Source organism: Pseudomonas sp. R9.37 (assembly GCF_963878885.1).
Taxonomy (GTDB): domain Bacteria; phylum Pseudomonadota; class Gammaproteobacteria; order Pseudomonadales; family Pseudomonadaceae; genus Aquipseudomonas.
Genome location: NZ_CAWNZA010000011.1, coordinates 284,601 through 301,024, shown reverse-complemented (window position 1 = coordinate 301,024; position 16,424 = coordinate 284,601). Strand labels below are relative to the sequence as shown.

Below are 16,424 nucleotides of genomic sequence, written 5' to 3'. Positions count from 1 at the left end.
CCCAGACCCATTGCACAATGCGCGCCTCATTCCTTGAGCGATTGCAAAGTGGCGCATTGTTAAACGCGTGAGTCGCCTGGCTGTAATTTGTAACGGATTTGATACTGAGTGAGGTGTGACATGCCGCGAGGTGGAGCACGATGTTGGCGAGGGGATGCAGCGAAAAGTAGCGTTTTTGTTACATAACTATCGAGGCCAGCCCATCGCAAATGTGGGAGCGGGCTTGCTCGCGAAGACGGTGTGTCAGGCCACTGATCCAGCGACTGACACACCGCATTCGCGAGCAAGCCCGCTCCCACACAAACCCGGCTCCCACAGGGGGATTCGCAGTTTTTAAGCCTTCAGGGTTTTCACGCCTTCAGAGGTGCCCAGCAGCAACACATCAGCCGGACGCGCGGCGAACAACCCATTGGTCACCACGCCGACGATCGCATTGATCTGCGTCTCCAGCTCCACCGGGTTGGTGATCTGCATGTTGAACACATCAATGATGATGTTGCCGTTGTCGGTCAACACGCCTTCGCGGTACACCGGGTCGCCGCCCAGCTTCACCAGCTCGCGGGCTACGTGGCTGCGGGCCATCGGGATGACTTCCACTGGCAGTGGGAACGCGCCGAGTACCGGCACCAGCTTGCTGGCGTCGGCGATGCAGATAAAGGTCTTGGCCACGGCCGCGACGATCTTCTCGCGGGTCAAGGCTGCGCCACCGCCTTTGATCAGGTTCAGGTGTTCGTCGCTTTCATCGGCGCCGTCGACGTAGAACTCCAGGTCGCTCACGGTGTTGAGCTCGTACACCGGAATGCCATGGCCCTTGAGGCGTGCGGCGGTGGCTTCGGAACTGGCCACGGCGCCGTCAAAGGCACCTTTGTGCTGGGCCAGTGCATCGATAAAGCAGTTGGCGGTGGAGCCGGTGCCGACACCGACGATGCTCTTGTCGTCGAGTTTAGGAAGGATTAAATCGACGGCGGCCTGGGCCACTGCCTGTTTGAGTTGATCCTGGGTCATGCGGGCTCCGGAACGGGCGGGGAGTTATCGAGGGCGGCGAGTATAACCCAACAAAACCTCGGTATTCGTGTGGTCGCCCGGCCAAAAGCCGGGTTAGACTCCTTGGCCCTGCCCAACCTGCTCAGTGATTCCCGCCGATGCTTGAACAGTACGTCAAAAAGATCCTCACCTCGCGCGTTTACGACGTTGCCGTAGAAACCCCCTTGCAGACCGCGCGCCAGCTCTCCGAGCGGCTGGGCAACACGGTCTGGCTCAAGCGTGAAGACTTGCAGCCGGTGTTCTCGTTCAAGATTCGCGGCGCCTACAACAAGCTGACCCAACTGAGCAGCGAGGAACGTGCGCGCGGCGTGGTCACCGCGTCTGCCGGCAACCACGCCCAGGGCCTGGCCCTGGCGGCGAAGGTGCTGGGGGTCAAGGCCACCATCGTGATGCCCAAGACCACCCCGGAAATCAAAGTGGAAGGCGTGCGTTCGCGTGGCGGCAAAGTGGTGCTGCACGGTGATTCTTTCCCGGAAGCGCTGGCGTATTCGCTGAAACTGGTCGACGAAAAAGGCTACGTTTACATTCACCCCTACGATGATCCGCACACCATTGCCGGGCAGGGCACCGTGGCGATGGAGATTCTGCGTCAGCACCCTGGGCCGCTGGACGCGATTTTCGTACCGGTGGGCGGCGGCGGACTGATCGCCGGTATCGCGGCGTACGTGAAATACCTGCGCCCTGAAATCAAGATCATCGGTGTCGAACCGGATGACTCCAACTGCCTGCAGGCCGCCATGGCGGCGGGCGAGCGTGTGGTGCTGCCAACCGTCGGCATCTTCGCCGATGGCGTGGCGGTGGCGCAGATCGGCCAGCACACCTTCGATATCTGCAAAGACTATGTGGACGAAGTGATCACCGTCAGCACCGATGAAATCTGCGCGGCGATCAAGGACATCTACGACGACACGCGCTCCATCACCGAGCCTGCTGGCGCACTTGGCGTGGCGGGTATCAAGAAATACGTGGAAACGCGGGGCATCACCGGTCAAACCCTCGTGGCCATCGACTCCGGCGCCAACGTCAACTTCGACCGCCTGCGCCACGTGGCCGAGCGCGCCGAGTTGGGTGAAGGCCGCGAAGCCATCATCGCCGTGACCATTCCCGAGCAGCCGGGCAGCTTCAAGGCGTTCTGCGAGGCTGTGGGCAAGCGCCAGATCACCGAATTCAACTACCGTTATCACTCCGGCCGCGAGGCGCACATCTTCGTCGGCGTGCAGACGCACCCGGAAAACGACCCGCGCAGCGCGCTGATCGCCAGCCTCACCAGTCAGGGTTTCCCGGTGCTGGACCTGACCGAGAACGAGCTGGCCAAGTTGCATATCCGCCACATGGTCGGCGGGCACGCAGCCAAAGTCAGCGATGAGCTGGTGTTGCGTTTCGAGTTCCCGGAGCGTCCGGGCGCGCTGTTCAACTTTCTTAACAAACTGGGCGGGCGCTGGAACATCTCGATGTTCCACTACCGCAACCACGGCGCGGCCGATGGCCGTGTGGTCGCAGGCCTGCAAGTGCCGGCGGACGAGCGCCATCTGGTGCCGGCGGCGTTGGCGCAAATCGGCTACCCGTACTGGGATGAAAGCGAAAACCCGGCCTACCAGCTGTTCCTCGGTTAAGCGACTACGCTGACTGAGCGGCCTTCAAGGAATCAAGACCATGGAAACGCTGACCACCCTCAAGGTGATCCACATCACCGCCACTGTGTTACTGCTGCTCAGCGGCCTGGGCCTGGCGGTACTGGCCTGGCGCAAACGCAGCGCCGGTCCGACCGCTACCGTGCAACGTCCGTGGGCGTTTGTGTGGTTGCTGATGGGGGTGTGCATGGTCAGCATGCCGTTTACCGGCTGGTGGCTGGTGCACCTGATCGGCTGGCCGCTGGGGCAAACCTGGATTCTGGGCTCCAGCATCCTCTACACCGTGGCGGCGCTGGCCTGGTTCTGGCTGGTGGCGCGGCTTAATCGCCTGCGTAAAGGCGAGGGCGGTAGCCTGAATTTCACGTTGGTGCTGGCGGTGGTCAGCCTGGTGGGGTTTGTGGCGATTGCCGGGTTGATGGGCGCCAAGCCGGTTTAAGGCTTTAAATCGCGTCGGCTGCATCGGGGCAAGCCCCCTCCCACACTCGACCGCGTTCCAAAGGATCTACTCGGTTAAAGGTGGGAGGGGGCTTGCCCCGATAGGGCCATCAGCTACGCAGCGTGATTACCGGCCAGCCACGCTTCTGGGCCTCAGCCCGCAAATTCGGATCCGGGTCCACCGCCACCGGGTGGGTCACTTGCTCCAGCAACGGCAGATCATTCATCGAGTCGCTATAGAAGTAGCTGTCTTCCAAGCTATAGCCGGTCTCTTCCAGCCAACGATTCAAACGCGTCACCTTGCCTTCTCGGAAGCACGGCACGTCGGTGCTGCGCCCGGTGTAGCGGCCATTTTCCATCTCGCACTCAGTGGCGATCAGGGTTTCAACGCCCAGGCGTGCGGCAATCGGCGCGGTGACGAAGCGGTTGGTGGCGGTGATGATCACCAGCTTGTCGCCCGCAGCGCGGTGCCTGGCCAGCAGTTCCATGGCCTTGGGCAGCATGATCGGCTCGATGCAGTCGCGCATGTAGTCGTTGTGCCACTCGTTCAACTGGGCCATCTCGGTGCGGCCGAGGATTTCCAGGCAGAAGTTCAGGTACTCGGCGTTATCCAGCGTGCCGGCCAGGTAGTCCTGGTAAAACTCGTCGTTGCGGGCCTTGTAGGCCACCGCGTCGAGAATCCCGCGTTCGCAGAGGTAATCGCCCCAGGCGTGATCGCTGTCACCGCCCAGAAGCGTGTTGTCCAAGTCGAATAAAGCCAGGCGCATTGCAGTTACTCGCTGAAAAGTCTGTAAAAAGGCGTCCAGAATACGGTCTTTTCACAAGAGTGCACATAAGGTAAGAAGCCTCGTTGCCGCTGGAACAACGTTTGTGGAACAATGCGGTGACATGCGTTTGCGAGGTTGTTGCCGTGATCGACCCCGATGGTTTCCGTCCTAATGTCGGGATTATTCTTACGAATGATGCCGGACAGGTGCTATGGGCTCGCCGAATCAACCAAGATGCCTGGCAGTTTCCTCAAGGCGGAATCAACCCCGACGAAACCCCTGAAGACGCCTTGTACCGTGAGTTGAATGAAGAAGTCGGCCTTGAGCGCGAAGATGTGCAAATTCTGGCCTGTACCCGTGGCTGGTTGCGCTATCGTTTGCCGCAACGCCTGGTGCGTACCCACAGCCAACCGCTGTGCATCGGCCAGAAGCAGAAATGGTTTCTCCTGCGCCTGATCTCCAACGAGCAGCGGGTGCGGATGGATTTGACCGGTAAACCGGAGTTCGATGGCTGGCGTTGGGTCAGTTATTGGTACCCGTTGGGCCAGGTGGTGACATTCAAGCGCGAGGTTTATCGTCGCGCTCTCAAAGAGCTTGCCCCGCGCCTTTTAGCGCGCGACTGACGACGGAGTTCGACCCCGAGCCATGCTCAATACGCTGCGCAAGATCGTCCAGGAAGTTAACTCCGCCAAGGATCTCAAGGCGGCGTTGGGGATTATTGTGTTGCGCGTCAAGGAAGCCATGGGCAGCCAGGTCTGCTCGGTTTACCTGCTGGACCCCGAGACCAACCGTTTTGTGCTGATGGCCACCGAGGGCCTGAACAAGCGCTCCATCGGCAAGGTCAGCATGGCGCCCAATGAAGGTCTGGTGGGCCTGGTGGGGACGCGTGAAGAACCCCTGAACCTTGAAAACGCGGCCGATCACCCGCGTTACCGCTACTTTGCCGAAACCGGCGAAGAGCGCTACGCCTCGTTCCTCGGCGCACCGATCATTCACCACCGCCGCGTTGTCGGCGTGTTGGTCATCCAGCAAAAAGAACGCCGCCAGTTCGACGAAGGTGAAGAAGCCTTCCTCGTGACGATGAGCGCGCAGCTCGCCGGGGTTATTGCCCACGCCGAGGCGACGGGCTCGATTCGCGGCCTGGGCCGTCAGGGCAAGGGCATCCAGGAAGCCAAGTTCGTCGGCGTGCCGGGTTCGCCGGGGGCTGCCGTCGGTACGGCGGTGGTCATGCTGCCACCGGCCGACCTCGATGTGGTGCCGGACAAGACTGTCCACGACATCGACGCCGAAATCAAACTGTTCAAGACCGCCCTGGAAGGCGTGCGCGCCGACATGCGCAACCTGTCGACCAAGCTGGCCACGCAACTGCGCCCCGAAGAGCGCGCGCTGTTCGACGTGTACCAGATGATGCTCGACGACGCGTCGCTGGGTAATGAAGTCAAAACCGTGATCAAGACCGGCCAGTGGGCCCAGGGCGCGCTGCGCCAAGTGGTCACCGATCACGTCAACCGTTTCGAGTTGATGGACGACGCCTACCTGCGCGAGCGTGCCTCGGATGTGCGTGACCTTGGTCGCCGTCTGCTGGCCTACCTGCAGGAAGACCGCACCACCAACCTGGTCTACCCCGACAACACCATCCTGATCAGTGAAGAGCTGACCGCCACCATGCTCGGCGAAGTGCCGGAAGGCAAACTGGTGGGCCTGGTCTCGGTTCTGGGTTCGGGGAACTCCCACGTCGCGATCCTGGCCCGGGCCATGGGTATCCCGACGGTCATGGGCCTGGTAGACCTTCCGTATTCCAAGGTTGACGGCATCGACATGATCGTCGATGGGCATCGCGGCGAAGTTTTTACCAACCCCAGCGAGCTGTTGCGCAAGCAATACGCCGAAGTGGTGGAGGAAGAGAAACAACTGGCGCTGGGCCTCGATTCGCTGCGCGAACTGCCGTGCGTGACCCTAGACGGCCACCGCGTGCCGCTGCTGGTCAACACCGGCCTGCTCGCCGATGTGGCCCGCGCGCAACAGCGCGGCGCCGAAGGGGTAGGGCTGTACCGCACCGAAGTGCCGTTCATGATCAACCAACGGTTCCCGAGCGAGAAGGAGCAGCTGGCGATTTATCGCGAGCAACTGTCTGCCTTCCACCCGTTGCCGGTGACGATGCGCAGCCTGGACATCGGCGGCGATAAGTCACTGTCTTACTTCCCGATCAAGGAAGACAACCCCTTCCTTGGCTGGCGCGGCATTCGCGTGACCCTCGACCATCCTGAAATTTTCCTCGTGCAGACCCGTGCCATGCTCAAGGCCAGCGAAGGCCTGAACAACCTGCGCATCCTGTTGCCGATGATCTCCGGCACCCATGAGCTGGAAGAGGCTCTGCATTTGATTCACCGCGCCTGGGGCGAAGTGCGCGACGAAGGTGCCGACGTGCCGATGCCGCCGATTGGCGTGATGATCGAAATTCCAGCGGCGGTGTACCAGGCTAAAGAGCTGGCGCGGCAGGTGGACTTCCTTTCGGTCGGCTCCAACGACTTGACCCAGTACTTGCTGGCCGTGGACCGCAACAACCCACGGGTGGCCGACCTCTACGACTACCTGCATCCGGCGGTGTTGCAAGCCTTGCAACATGTGGTGCGCGACGCCCATGCCGAAGGCAAACCGGTGAGCATCTGCGGTGAAATGGCCGGCGACCCGGCCGCAGCGGTGCTGTTGATGGCGATGGGCTTTGACAGCCTGTCGATGAACGCCACCAACTTGCCGAAGGTGAAGTGGATGCTGCGCCAGGTTGAGCTGAGCATGGCCAAGGATTTGCTGGCCGAGCTGATGACCATCGACAACCCGCAAGTTATCCACAGCTCGCTGCAGTTGGCGCTGAAGAACCTGGGGCTGACGCGGATGATCAACCCGGCCTCGGCGAAAACCCTCTAGACCGAGGCGCGGCCATCGCAGGCAAGCCAGCTCCCACAGGGGAATGTATTCCAACTGTGGGAGCTGGCTTGCCTGCGATGGTGCCAGTCCAGTCACCGCTAAATGTTGAGTTCGACTTCACCCAGTCGGCCACCCAGCGGCCCGAAGCTACGCTCCACCATCCGCCGTGACCCATCCGCATTCACAATCAACGCCGTACTCGCCCGGGTCCCATAACTGGGACTGGCAATAAACACACTCGACAATAAACTCTCGGTCGCCAACCCCACGCCGGTGTCCGGCAAGTCGGCAAACGGCGCGGTCTGCGGGTCGCTCAGTATGTCCAGCAAAGCCTGCGGCTGCGGATTTTCCAATAATTCGCCAAATGCCGCCTTGGCCTTGAGCAGCTTTGGCCATGGCGTATCCAGCCCGGCGTTGGACAACCCATAAACCCCGGCCTTCAGTTGTGTCGGCGTAGTCTCATTGGCGTTGTAATGCCACAGCTCATTCTGCGTACCCACTAACAGGTTGAATCCGGCGTATTCAATCGAACGGCCGTTAACGTCGGCCAAGTAGTCGTCAATTGACAGCGAACCGGCGAGGAATCGCGCCACCAGTTCCCCGCGCGACTTACGCGACGGCGGCTGGTGCGGGTCGCGGATATTGGTCAGGGCCGCAAAGCGCCCTTCGGCGCTGACCCCAAGCCAGGTGCCACCGGCTTCCTGGTCGCGGCCGGCGTAAATGTGCGGCGCATCCGGCCACTGGGCCAGCGGCAGGCTGGGGCGGGCGTAGAACTCATCACGGTTGGCCGCGACGATCAGCGGATGGGCGTGGCCCGGTCGCCAGGCGAAAACAATCAGGCACATAAGGCGTTCCCCTTTGTGTTTTGCTCCACTCTACCCAGACAAACGCGGGCGTTCCATCGTATCGAGGTTGGGCCGCACGCCTTCCATCCGTTAACATGCGGGGCTATTGGGCGCGTGTGAACTTCTTAATTTGAAATAGCGGCTGTAACGCAGGCTTAATCGCACACCGGCATGGTCCGGTGCGCCATGACTAATGATTTAACGAGGAGTCGCAATGCTGCCTTACCCGCAGATCAACCCGGTGGCCGTGGCCATCGGTCCGCTGCAAATCCACTGGTACGGGTTGATGTACCTGATCGGCATCGGCGGTGCCTGGCTGCTGGCTTCCCGGCGCCTGAACCGTTTCGACCCGACCTGGACCAAGGAGAAGCTCTCCGACATGGTGTTCTGGATGTCGATGGGCGTAATCGTCGGCGGGCGTCTGGGGTATGTGCTGTTTTACGACCTGCCAGCCTATATCGCCAACCCGACGCTGATTTTTGAGGTGTGGAAGGGCGGCATGGCGTTCCACGGCGGCTTTGTCGGCGTGATGATCGCCGCGTGGTGGTTCGGCCGCCGTAACGGCAAGTCGTTCTTCCAGCTGATGGACTTCGTCGCGCCGTTCGTGCCGATTGGCCTGGGTGCCGGGCGTATCGGTAACTTCATCAACGCCGAGTTGTGGGGCAAGCCGACCGACGTGCCGTGGGCCATGGTGTTCCCGCCATTCAGCGACCCGGCGCAGTTGCCGCGCCATCCGTCGCAGCTCTACCAGTTCGCCCTGGAAGGTGTGGCACTGTTCCTGATTCTGTACATCTTCTCGCGCAAGCCACGCCCAACCATGGCCGTGTCGGGGATGTTCGCGCTGTTCTACGGGATCTTCCGCTTTATCGTCGAGTTCGTGCGCGTGCCGGACGCACAGCTGGGCTACCTGGCGTGGGGCTGGTTGACCATGGGGCAGATTCTCAGCATGCCGATGATTCTGGCGGGCCTGGGCCTGCTGTGGTGGGCTTACAACCGTCCGCAGGGCATCAAGAACGCCGCGCTTTAAATTCGAATGCCGAGGCTTTTGCAGAGCCTCGGCTTCTACGCTACGGGTACTTACATGAAGCAATATCTCGAACTACTGAACGACGTCGTGACCAATGGATTGACCAAGGGCGATCGCACCGGCACCGGCACCAAAGCCGTGTTTGCCCGTCAGTATCGGCATAACTTGGCCGACGGCTTCCCGCTGCTGACCACCAAGAAGCTTCACTTCAAAAGCATCGCCAATGAATTGATCTGGATGTTGAGTGGCAACACCAACATCAAGTGGCTGAACGAAAACGGCGTGAAAATCTGGGACGAGTGGGCCACCGAAGACGGTGACCTGGGCCCGGTGTACGGCGAGCAGTGGACCGCCTGGCCGACCAAGGACGGCGGCAAGATCAACCAGATCGACTACATGGTCGACACGCTGAAGAACAACCCCAACAGCCGTCGCATCCTGTTCCACGGCTGGAACGTCGAATACCTGCCGGACGAAACCAAGAGCCCGCAGGAAAACGCGCGCAACGGCAAGCAAGCGCTGCCGCCGTGCCACCTGCTGTACCAGGCGTTTGTGCATGACGGCCATCTGTCGATGCAGTTGTACATCCGCAGCTCCGACGTCTTCCTCGGCCTGCCATACAACACCGCCGCGCTGGCGTTGCTGACCCACATGCTGGCCCAGCAATGCGACCTGATCCCGCACGAGATCATCGTCACCACTGGCGACACCCACGCGTACAGCAACCACATGGAACAAATCCGCACCCAGCTGGCGCGCACGCCGAAGAAGCTGCCGGAGCTGGTGATCAAGCGCAAACCGGCGTCGATCTACGACTACAAGTTCGAAGACTTTGAAATCGTCGGCTACGACGCGGACCCAAGCATCAAGGCTGACGTGGCCATCTAAAGACTGTCTTAATGGATGGGCTTGTGTGGGAGGGGGCTTGCCCCCGATAGCAGTGGTTCAGTCACCCGGTTAGTGACTGACAGACTGCCATCGGGGGCAAGCCCCCTCCCACACATTAGAACCCTGTTCACTTGAGTTAATGGCCGTGGCTTCTGCCCACGTGCGAAGGCTCAGCCTCGCTGGCCGCCACACTGCCGCTGACCTCCAGTCGCTGCAAAATCGCGCATTGATCCAATCCCGGCCCACCGCCGCAGCGTTGGCGCAGGTCCAGCAACTGTTCCTGTAACGCCAGCAGTCCATCGATCCGCGCTTTCACGTGGTGGATATGCTCATCAATCAACGCATTCACGCTTTCGCATTGGTCCTGAGGACTGTCGCGCAGCCCGAGCAGGCTGCGGATTTCTTCGAGGGTCATGTCGAGGCTGCGGCAGTTGCGGATAAAGATCAGCCGCTCGGTGTGCGCCTGGGTGTACACCCGGTAGTTGGCGTCAGTGCGCGCAGGTGGCAGCAGCAGGCCTTCCTTCTCGTAATAACGGATGGTTTCCACCTGACAGTCGGTCAGTTTGGCCAATTCACCGATCTTCATCGCAGCAATCTCCAACTGGGTGCTTGACCCTATAGTGGCTACAGGGTCTTTACTTGGCAACAGGCACCTTTACGGACGCGACAGAATGAGCGATTCCATCCACACCCCCAAAAAGCATGATCACAAGCACGATCATGACCATGACCATGACCATGACCATGACCATAGCCACGATCACGGCGCCAAACTGACGCCGGTCAAAAAGCACGACCACGCCAGCCACGGCGACACGTGCTGCTCCAGCAAGGCAGCGCCTGCCGTGGTCACGTTGAGCGAAGCGCCGACTGCGGGCTCGCGCTTGAGCACTTTTCGCATCGACGCCATGGACTGCCCCACCGAGCAGACGCTGATCCAGAACAAACTGGGCAAGCTCGCCGGCGTGCAGCGGCTGGAATTCAACCTGATCAACCGTATCCTCGGCGTCACCCATGACCTGCCGAGCACTGCGCCGATCATCGATGCGATCAAATCCATCGGCATGCAGGCCGACCCCATCGAAGAAGGCGCCCCCGCCGCCGCGCCGCCGGCCAAGAAACACTGGTGGCCGTTGGCGCTGTCCGGCGTCGGTGCGCTGGGCGCTGAAGTGCTGCATTTCACCGGCGTAGCCCCGACGTGGGTGATTGCACTGGTGGCGTTGGTGTCGATCCTCAGCGGCGGTCTCACCACCTACAAAAAAGGCTGGATCGCGCTCAAGAACCTCAATCTGAACATCAACGCGCTGATGAGCATCGCAGTCACCGGCGCGATCCTGATCGGCCAATGGCCGGAAGCAGCGATGGTGATGTTCCTGTTTACCGTCGCCGAGCTGATCGAAGCCAAGTCCCTGGACCGAGCGCGCAATGCCATCAGTGGCCTGATGCAGATGACCCCGGAACAAGCCACGGTGCAGCAAGCCGACGGCGGGTGGATCGAACAAGAAGTCAAAAGCATCGAGCTTGGCGCCATCGTGCGGGTTAAGCCCGGCGAGCGCATCGGCCTGGACGGTGAAGTCACCGCCGGCCAATCCACCATCGACCAAGCGCCGATCACGGGTGAAAGCCTGCCGATTGAAAAGGGCGTGGGCGATAAAGTCTTCGCCGGCACCATCAACCAGGCCGGTTCGCTGGAATACAAAGTCAGCGCAGCGGCGAACAACTCAACGCTGGCGCGCATCATTCACGCCGTGGAACAGGCCCAAGGCGCTCGGGCGCCGACCCAGCGCTTTGTCGACACCTTCGCCAAGGTTTACACCCCGGCGGTGTTCTTGTTTGCCCTGGGTGTGGCGATTATCCCGCCGCTGTTCATGGCGGGCGTGTGGTTCGACTGGATCTACCGCGCCCTGGTGCTGCTGGTCGTCGCGTGCCCCTGCGCGTTGGTGATCTCCACCCCGGTGACCATCGTCAGCGGCCTGGCCGCGGCCGCGCGTAAAGGCATCCTGATCAAAGGCGGTGTGTACCTGGAAGGCGGTTACAAGCTCGACTACCTGGCCCTCGACAAAACCGGCACGATCACCCACGGCAAACCGGTGCAAACCGATTACCTGGCGCTGTTTCCCAATATCGAAGACAGTGCGCCGGCCCTGGCTGCCAGCCTGGCCGGGCGCTCCGACCACCCGGTGTCGCTGGCCATCGCCAATGCGGCTGTGGATAAAAACCTGCAGAGCCACGTTGTGGATAACTTCGAGGCCCTGGCCGGGCGTGGTGTGCGCGGCGATATCAACGGTGAAACCTATCACTTGGGTAACCACCGCCTGGTGGAAGACCTTGGCCTGTGTTCACCCGAGCTTGAAGAAAAGCTCTTCGCGCTGGAGAAACAAGGCAAGTCCGTGGTGTTGCTGCTCGACAAGTCCGGGCCGCTGGCGTTGTTCGCCGTGGCCGACACGGTCAAGGACAGCAGCCGCGAAGCCATCCAGCAACTGCACGACCTGGGCATCAAGACCCTGATGCTCACGGGCGACAACACCCACACCGCCCAGGCGATTGCGGCCCAGGTTGGTATCGACCAGGCCCAGGGCGACCTGTTGCCCACCGACAAACTGCAAGCCATCGAGACCCTCTACGGCCAAGGCCACCGCGTGGGCATGGTCGGCGACGGCATCAACGATGCCCCGGCGCTGGCCCGCGCCGAAATCGGTTTTGCCATGGCCGCCGCCGGTACCGACACCGCGATCGAGACCGCCGACGTGGCCTTGATGGACGATGATTTGCGCAAGATCCCGGCTTTCATTCGGCTCTCCCGGCAAACGTCGAGTATCCTCAAGCAGAACATCGCCCTGGCGCTGGTGATCAAGGCGATCTTCCTTGCAGTCACCTTCCTCGGCATGGCGACCATGTGGATGGCGGTGTTCGCCGACATGGGCGTAAGCCTGCTGGTGGTGTTCAATGGCCTGCGCCTGTTGCGCAAATAATTGATGTGAGGGTGGTGTGCTGAGTGCCGAGTTGAAGGCGTTTTTTATGGTCGCCCGCCTGGGCAGCATTACCCAGGCGGCGAAAAAACTCGGGCTGAGCCAGCCCACGGTGACTACCCAGATTCGCAACCTGGAAAGCCAATACGGCGTTGAGCTGTTCTACCGTGGCGGGCGCCGCCTCACCGTCAGCGACGACGGCGCGCGCCTGCTGCCGATGGTCAAGGCGCTGTTGCAGCAGGAAGCCGACATCGAGTTCTTCCTGCGCAACAACGGACAGGTCCAGGGCACGTTACGGATTGCCGCAACGGCGCCGTATTACATCCTCGACTTGGTCAAAGCCTTTCGCGAACGCCTGCCGCAAGTGGAAGTGTCGGTGGAAATCGGCAACTCCCAGCAGGTGCTCGAAGCGCTGGACGATTACCGCGTCGATGTCGCCGCGTCCTCCCAACTGCTGGAAGACCCCCGCTTGATTCGCCGCGTGCTCGGCACCGATCCTTTGGTGTTGGCGGTGCACCGCAACCATCCCTTGGCCAAGCTCGATCACGTGCCGCTCAATGCGTTGGCCGGGCATACCTTGCTGATGCGTGAGGCAGGCTCCACCACGCGGCGGCTGACCGAAGAAATGCTGCAGGGCGCCGGCGTGAGTTACGGGCCGCTGCTGGAGATTGGCAGCCGTGAGTCGATTCGCGAGGCGGTGCTGCGCAATATCGGCATCAGCATCATCGCTCGTCAGGAAGTGCCTCATGACCCGCAGTTGCGCGTGCTGACCATCGAGAACGCGCCGCAGATTCCGGAGTATTTGTACTGCCTCAAGGAACGAAAGTCGGCGCGTCTGCCGGCTGCGTTTCTTGGGTTGGCGCAGGAAATGTCGCCACTCTGAGATTTGCTGTGGCATTGCAATCGCCATCGCAGGCAAGCCAGCTCCCACCTTTGAATGCGTTCACAAATCAAAATGTGGGAGCGGGCTTGTCCGCGATGGCGTCAGCCCTTACGACACAGTCTCCAAATCCTACCCAAATCCACCAATACCACTATCACCGCGTTTTGCCTTCCTGCCACACCAGGTACGCATTGCCCACCTAGCATGGCCTTCATCAGTTTGATGAGGTGCCTCCATGAACACAGCCCTGACCCACCCCGGCGCGCCAATGACGGTGCGCGGTATCCAGAAACGCTTCGGTGCCTTCACTGCGCTGGACAATGTGTCCCTGGACGTCGCCGCCGGCGAGCTGGTGTGCCTGCTGGGCCCGTCCGGTTGCGGCAAGACCACCTTGCTGCGCTGCATCGCCGGCCTGGAACGCCAGGACAGCGGTGAGCTGCGCCTGGGCAACCGCGACGTTTCCCTGCTGCCACCGCAGGCGCGGGACTACGGCATTCTGTTTCAGTCCTACGCACTGTTTCCCAACCTTACCGTCGAGGCGAATATCGGCTACGGCCTCACCGGCAGCGGCCGCGATGAGGTGCGCACGCGTGTCGGCCAGATGCTCGAACTGGTCGGCCTGCTGGGCAGCGAAAAGAAATACCCCGGCCAACTTTCCGGCGGCCAGCAACAACGCGTCGCCCTGGCCCGTGCCCTGGCACCGGCGCCATCGCTGTTGCTGCTCGACGAGCCCATGTCGGCCCTCGATGCCCGTGTGCGCGAGCATTTGTGCACCGAGCTGCGCCAGCTGCAGCGGCGTCTGGGTATCACCACACTGATGGTCACCCACAATCAGGACGAGGCCATGCTGATGGCCGACCGCATTGCCGTGATGAACAATGGCAAGGTCGAGCAATACGCCACGCCCCAGGAAATCTACGACCGCCCGGCCACGCCGTTTGTGGCCGAGTTTGTCGGCCAGGGTAACTGGCTGCCGTTCAGCCGCAACAGTGCGAGCCATGCCCAGGTTGGCGGGATGAACATGCGCCTGGCCGACGATGCTGGCATGGCGAAATCCGGGCGCTTGTTCTGCCGCCCGGAAGCCATCAGCGTCAACCCGCCGGTGCATGAAGAAAACCTGTTCCCGGCCAAGGTTCGCGAGATCACGTTTCTTGGCAATCGCTGCCGCATGCGGTTTGAGCTGGAACAATTGCCCGGCCACGCGCTGCTGGCTGAGTTGGCCCCGGAAGCCATGCCACGCCTGGGAGCCCAGGACATCTGGGTCGCCTTGCCGCCGCGCAGCCTGCAGGTGTTTGCCTGAGATGGCGGCTGTGATGACACTGCCGCGCCCGGTATCGCGCGCCGAAAACGGCGACCGTATTTTTGTGCTCGGCGGCAAACTGCTGTGGCTGGTGCTGCTGGGTGTCGCCGTATTGCTGCCATTGCTGGCGATCTTCTGGCGCGGTTTCAGCAGTGAAGCCGGGCAGGGCGGCGGTCTTGCTGCGGCGCGGGAAATGCTGACGAGCACTAACTTCCACTGGCTGCTGGGCAATAGCCTGAAAGTCTCCCTGAGCGTGGCGGCCATCGTCGTACCGCTGGCCTACCTCTTTGCCTACGCCCTGCAACGCACGTTGATTCCCGGCAAAGCGATGTGGCGTGGTCTGTCACTGCTGCCGTTGATGGCGCCGTCGATGCTGCCGGGAATTGCGCTGGTGTACCTGTTCGGCAACCAAGGCCTGTTGCGCGGTGTGCTCTCGGACAATATCTACGGCTTCTGGGGCATTGTTCTGGGTGAGGTGATCTACACCTTCCCACACGCTTTGATGATCCTGCTGTCAGCTCTGTCGCTGGCGGATGCGCGGCTTTTCGATGCGGCATCGAGCATGGGCGCCAGCCCCGCGCGGGCGTTTCGCAGCATCACCTGGCCGGCCACGCGCCAAGCGGTGTTCGCCGCGTTTTGTCTGGTGTTCACCCTGACCATCACCGACTTCGGAGTACCCGTTGTAGTCGGCGGCGATTATCAGGTGCTGGCGCTGGAAGCTTACAAGGCGGTGGTCGGCCAGCAACAGTTTGGTCGCGGCGCGTTGATCGGCATGGTGTTGCTGCTACCGGCGCTGTTCAGCTTTGGCGTCGATGCCTGGCTGCGCCGTCGGCAGGGCGATGCCATGAGCGGCCGCGCCCAGGTGTTCCAGCCGGCACCGTCGCGGCTGCGCGATGGTTGCTACCTGGCCATTGTGTTGCTGATCTGCGCGGTGTTGCTGCTGGTATTCGGCATGGCGGTGTATTCCTCGCTGGTGAAGTTCTGGCCGTACAACCTGTCGTTGTCGCTCAACCACTACCAGTTCGAAGACACGGCCGGCGGCGGTTGGCTGGCCTACCGCAACAGCCTGACCATGGCGCTGTGCACGGCGCTAATCGGCAGCGTGTTGATCTTCACCGGCGCCTACCTGATGGAAAAGACCAAAAGCCAGAAGGGCCTGAACCTGGCGCTGCGCATGCTCAGCTTTGTGCCGATGGCCGTGCCGGGCTTGGTGTTGGGCCTGGGCTACGTGTTCTTTTTCAATCTGGGCGGCAACCCGCTGCATGTGTTTTACGGGACTATGACCCTGTTGGTGGTGTGCACCATTGCGCACTATCTGACCACCGCGCAGATGACCGCGACCACGGCCTTGCGCCAGCTGGACAGCGAATTCGAAGCCGCCGCGCTGTCCCTCAAGGCGCCGTTGTACCGCCACTATCTGCGTGTCACCGTGCCGATTTGTCTGCCGGCGCTGCTGGACATCGTGCGCTACCTGTTTGTGTCGGCGATGACCACCGTGTCGGCCGCAATCTTCCTCTACAGCCCCGACACCATCCTCGCCGCCGTCGCCGTATTGAACATGGACGACGCCGGCAACGTGGGCGGTGCGGCGGCCATGTCGACCTTGATTCTGTTCACCTCGGCCGGCGTCTCGCTGCTGCTGGCGTGGGCCTCACGTGGCGCGCTGCGTCGCTCACAAGCCTGGCGCCAGACCGCGCCCGGCCAATAAAT

Annotated in this window: 14 protein-coding genes; 10 read left to right on the top strand and 4 right to left on the bottom strand. The window is 61.6% G+C overall.

Translation table 11 applies throughout. The features are described 5' to 3' along the window. Positions 1 to 333 precede the first annotated feature (333 nt). The gene (rpiA, locus tag AACU78_RS08040; protein ID WP_005792336.1) at positions 334 to 1,005 is read right to left on the bottom strand and encodes a ribose-5-phosphate isomerase RpiA; all 672 of its coding nucleotides are present in this window, start codon (positions 1,003 to 1,005) and stop codon (positions 334 to 336) included. 137 nt (positions 1,006 to 1,142) lie between these two features. On the opposite strand from rpiA, the gene ilvA reads away from it, so the two are divergent. Both ilvA and AACU78_RS08030 read left to right on the top strand, forming a co-directional pair. Beyond that, a complete protein-coding gene (gene ilvA / locus AACU78_RS08035) occupies positions 1,143 to 2,657 on the top strand; it encodes a threonine ammonia-lyase, biosynthetic (protein WP_106575723.1) in 1,515 nt (504 codons plus the stop codon). 40 nt (positions 2,658 to 2,697) lie between these two features. Then, a complete protein-coding gene (locus AACU78_RS08030; protein ID WP_106575722.1) occupies positions 2,698 to 3,111 on the top strand; it encodes a DUF2269 family protein in 414 nt (137 codons plus the stop codon). Positions 3,112 to 3,220: 109 nt separating this feature from the next. Here AACU78_RS08030 and AACU78_RS08025 read toward each other — a convergent pair whose 3' ends face one another. Then, complete coding sequence (locus AACU78_RS08025) at positions 3,221 to 3,877, bottom strand: HAD family hydrolase (protein WP_106575721.1); 657 nt, start codon at positions 3,875 to 3,877, stop codon at positions 3,221 to 3,223. 143 nt (positions 3,878 to 4,020) lie between these two features. On the opposite strand from AACU78_RS08025, the gene AACU78_RS08020 reads away from it, so the two are divergent. Both AACU78_RS08020 and ptsP read left to right on the top strand, forming a co-directional pair. Beyond that, on the top strand, positions 4,021 to 4,500 hold the full coding sequence (locus AACU78_RS08020; protein ID WP_003176750.1) for an RNA pyrophosphohydrolase: 480 nt from the start codon (positions 4,021 to 4,023) through the stop codon (positions 4,498 to 4,500). A gap of 22 nt (positions 4,501 to 4,522) precedes the next feature. Further along, positions 4,523 to 6,802, top strand: coding sequence for a phosphoenolpyruvate--protein phosphotransferase (gene ptsP, locus AACU78_RS08015; RefSeq protein ID WP_056857662.1), 2,280 nt, complete (start codon positions 4,523 to 4,525; stop codon positions 6,800 to 6,802). 98 nt (positions 6,803 to 6,900) lie between these two features. Here ptsP and AACU78_RS08010 read toward each other — a convergent pair whose 3' ends face one another. After that, entirely contained in the window at positions 6,901 to 7,647 is a 747-nt protein-coding gene (locus AACU78_RS08010; RefSeq protein WP_106575720.1) for an NRDE family protein, read from the bottom strand. Between the two features lie 214 nt (positions 7,648 to 7,861). Here AACU78_RS08010 and lgt point away from each other — a divergent pair, with 214 nt between their 5' ends. Continuing rightward, positions 7,862 to 8,674 (top strand): prolipoprotein diacylglyceryl transferase, encoded by an 813-nt coding sequence (lgt, locus tag AACU78_RS08005; protein ID WP_056857664.1) that lies wholly within the window; start codon positions 7,862 to 7,864, stop codon positions 8,672 to 8,674. 54 nt (positions 8,675 to 8,728) lie between these two features. After that, the gene (locus AACU78_RS08000; protein WP_106575719.1) at positions 8,729 to 9,562 is read left to right on the top strand and encodes a thymidylate synthase; all 834 of its coding nucleotides are present in this window, start codon (positions 8,729 to 8,731) and stop codon (positions 9,560 to 9,562) included. Between the two features lie 136 nt (positions 9,563 to 9,698). Here the strand turns inward: AACU78_RS08000 and cadR are convergent, their stop codons facing one another. Then, positions 9,699 to 10,148, bottom strand: a complete 450-nt coding sequence (gene cadR, locus AACU78_RS07995; RefSeq protein WP_106575718.1) for a Cd(II)/Pb(II)-responsive transcriptional regulator — start codon at positions 10,146 to 10,148, stop codon at positions 9,699 to 9,701. An 85-nt stretch (positions 10,149 to 10,233) separates the two neighbouring features. On the opposite strand from cadR, the gene AACU78_RS07990 reads away from it, so the two are divergent. The 4 genes from AACU78_RS07990 (at position 10,234) to AACU78_RS07975 (ending at position 16,422) form a co-directional block, all read left to right on the top strand. Continuing rightward, positions 10,234 to 12,534, top strand: coding sequence for a heavy metal translocating P-type ATPase (locus AACU78_RS07990; protein WP_106575717.1), 2,301 nt, complete (start codon positions 10,234 to 10,236; stop codon positions 12,532 to 12,534). Positions 12,535 to 12,550: 16 nt separating this feature from the next. Next, positions 12,551 to 13,414, top strand: a complete 864-nt coding sequence (locus AACU78_RS07985) for a LysR family transcriptional regulator (protein ID WP_106575716.1) — start codon at positions 12,551 to 12,553, stop codon at positions 13,412 to 13,414. A 235-nt stretch (positions 13,415 to 13,649) separates the two neighbouring features. Continuing rightward, positions 13,650 to 14,714 (top strand): putative 2-aminoethylphosphonate ABC transporter ATP-binding protein, encoded by a 1,065-nt coding sequence (locus tag AACU78_RS07980; RefSeq protein ID WP_106575715.1) that lies wholly within the window; start codon positions 13,650 to 13,652, stop codon positions 14,712 to 14,714. A gap of 1 nt (position 14,715) precedes the next feature. After that, entirely contained in the window at positions 14,716 to 16,422 is a 1,707-nt protein-coding gene (locus AACU78_RS07975; RefSeq protein WP_106575714.1) for a putative 2-aminoethylphosphonate ABC transporter permease subunit, read from the top strand. Positions 16,423 to 16,424: the final 2 nt, after the last annotated feature.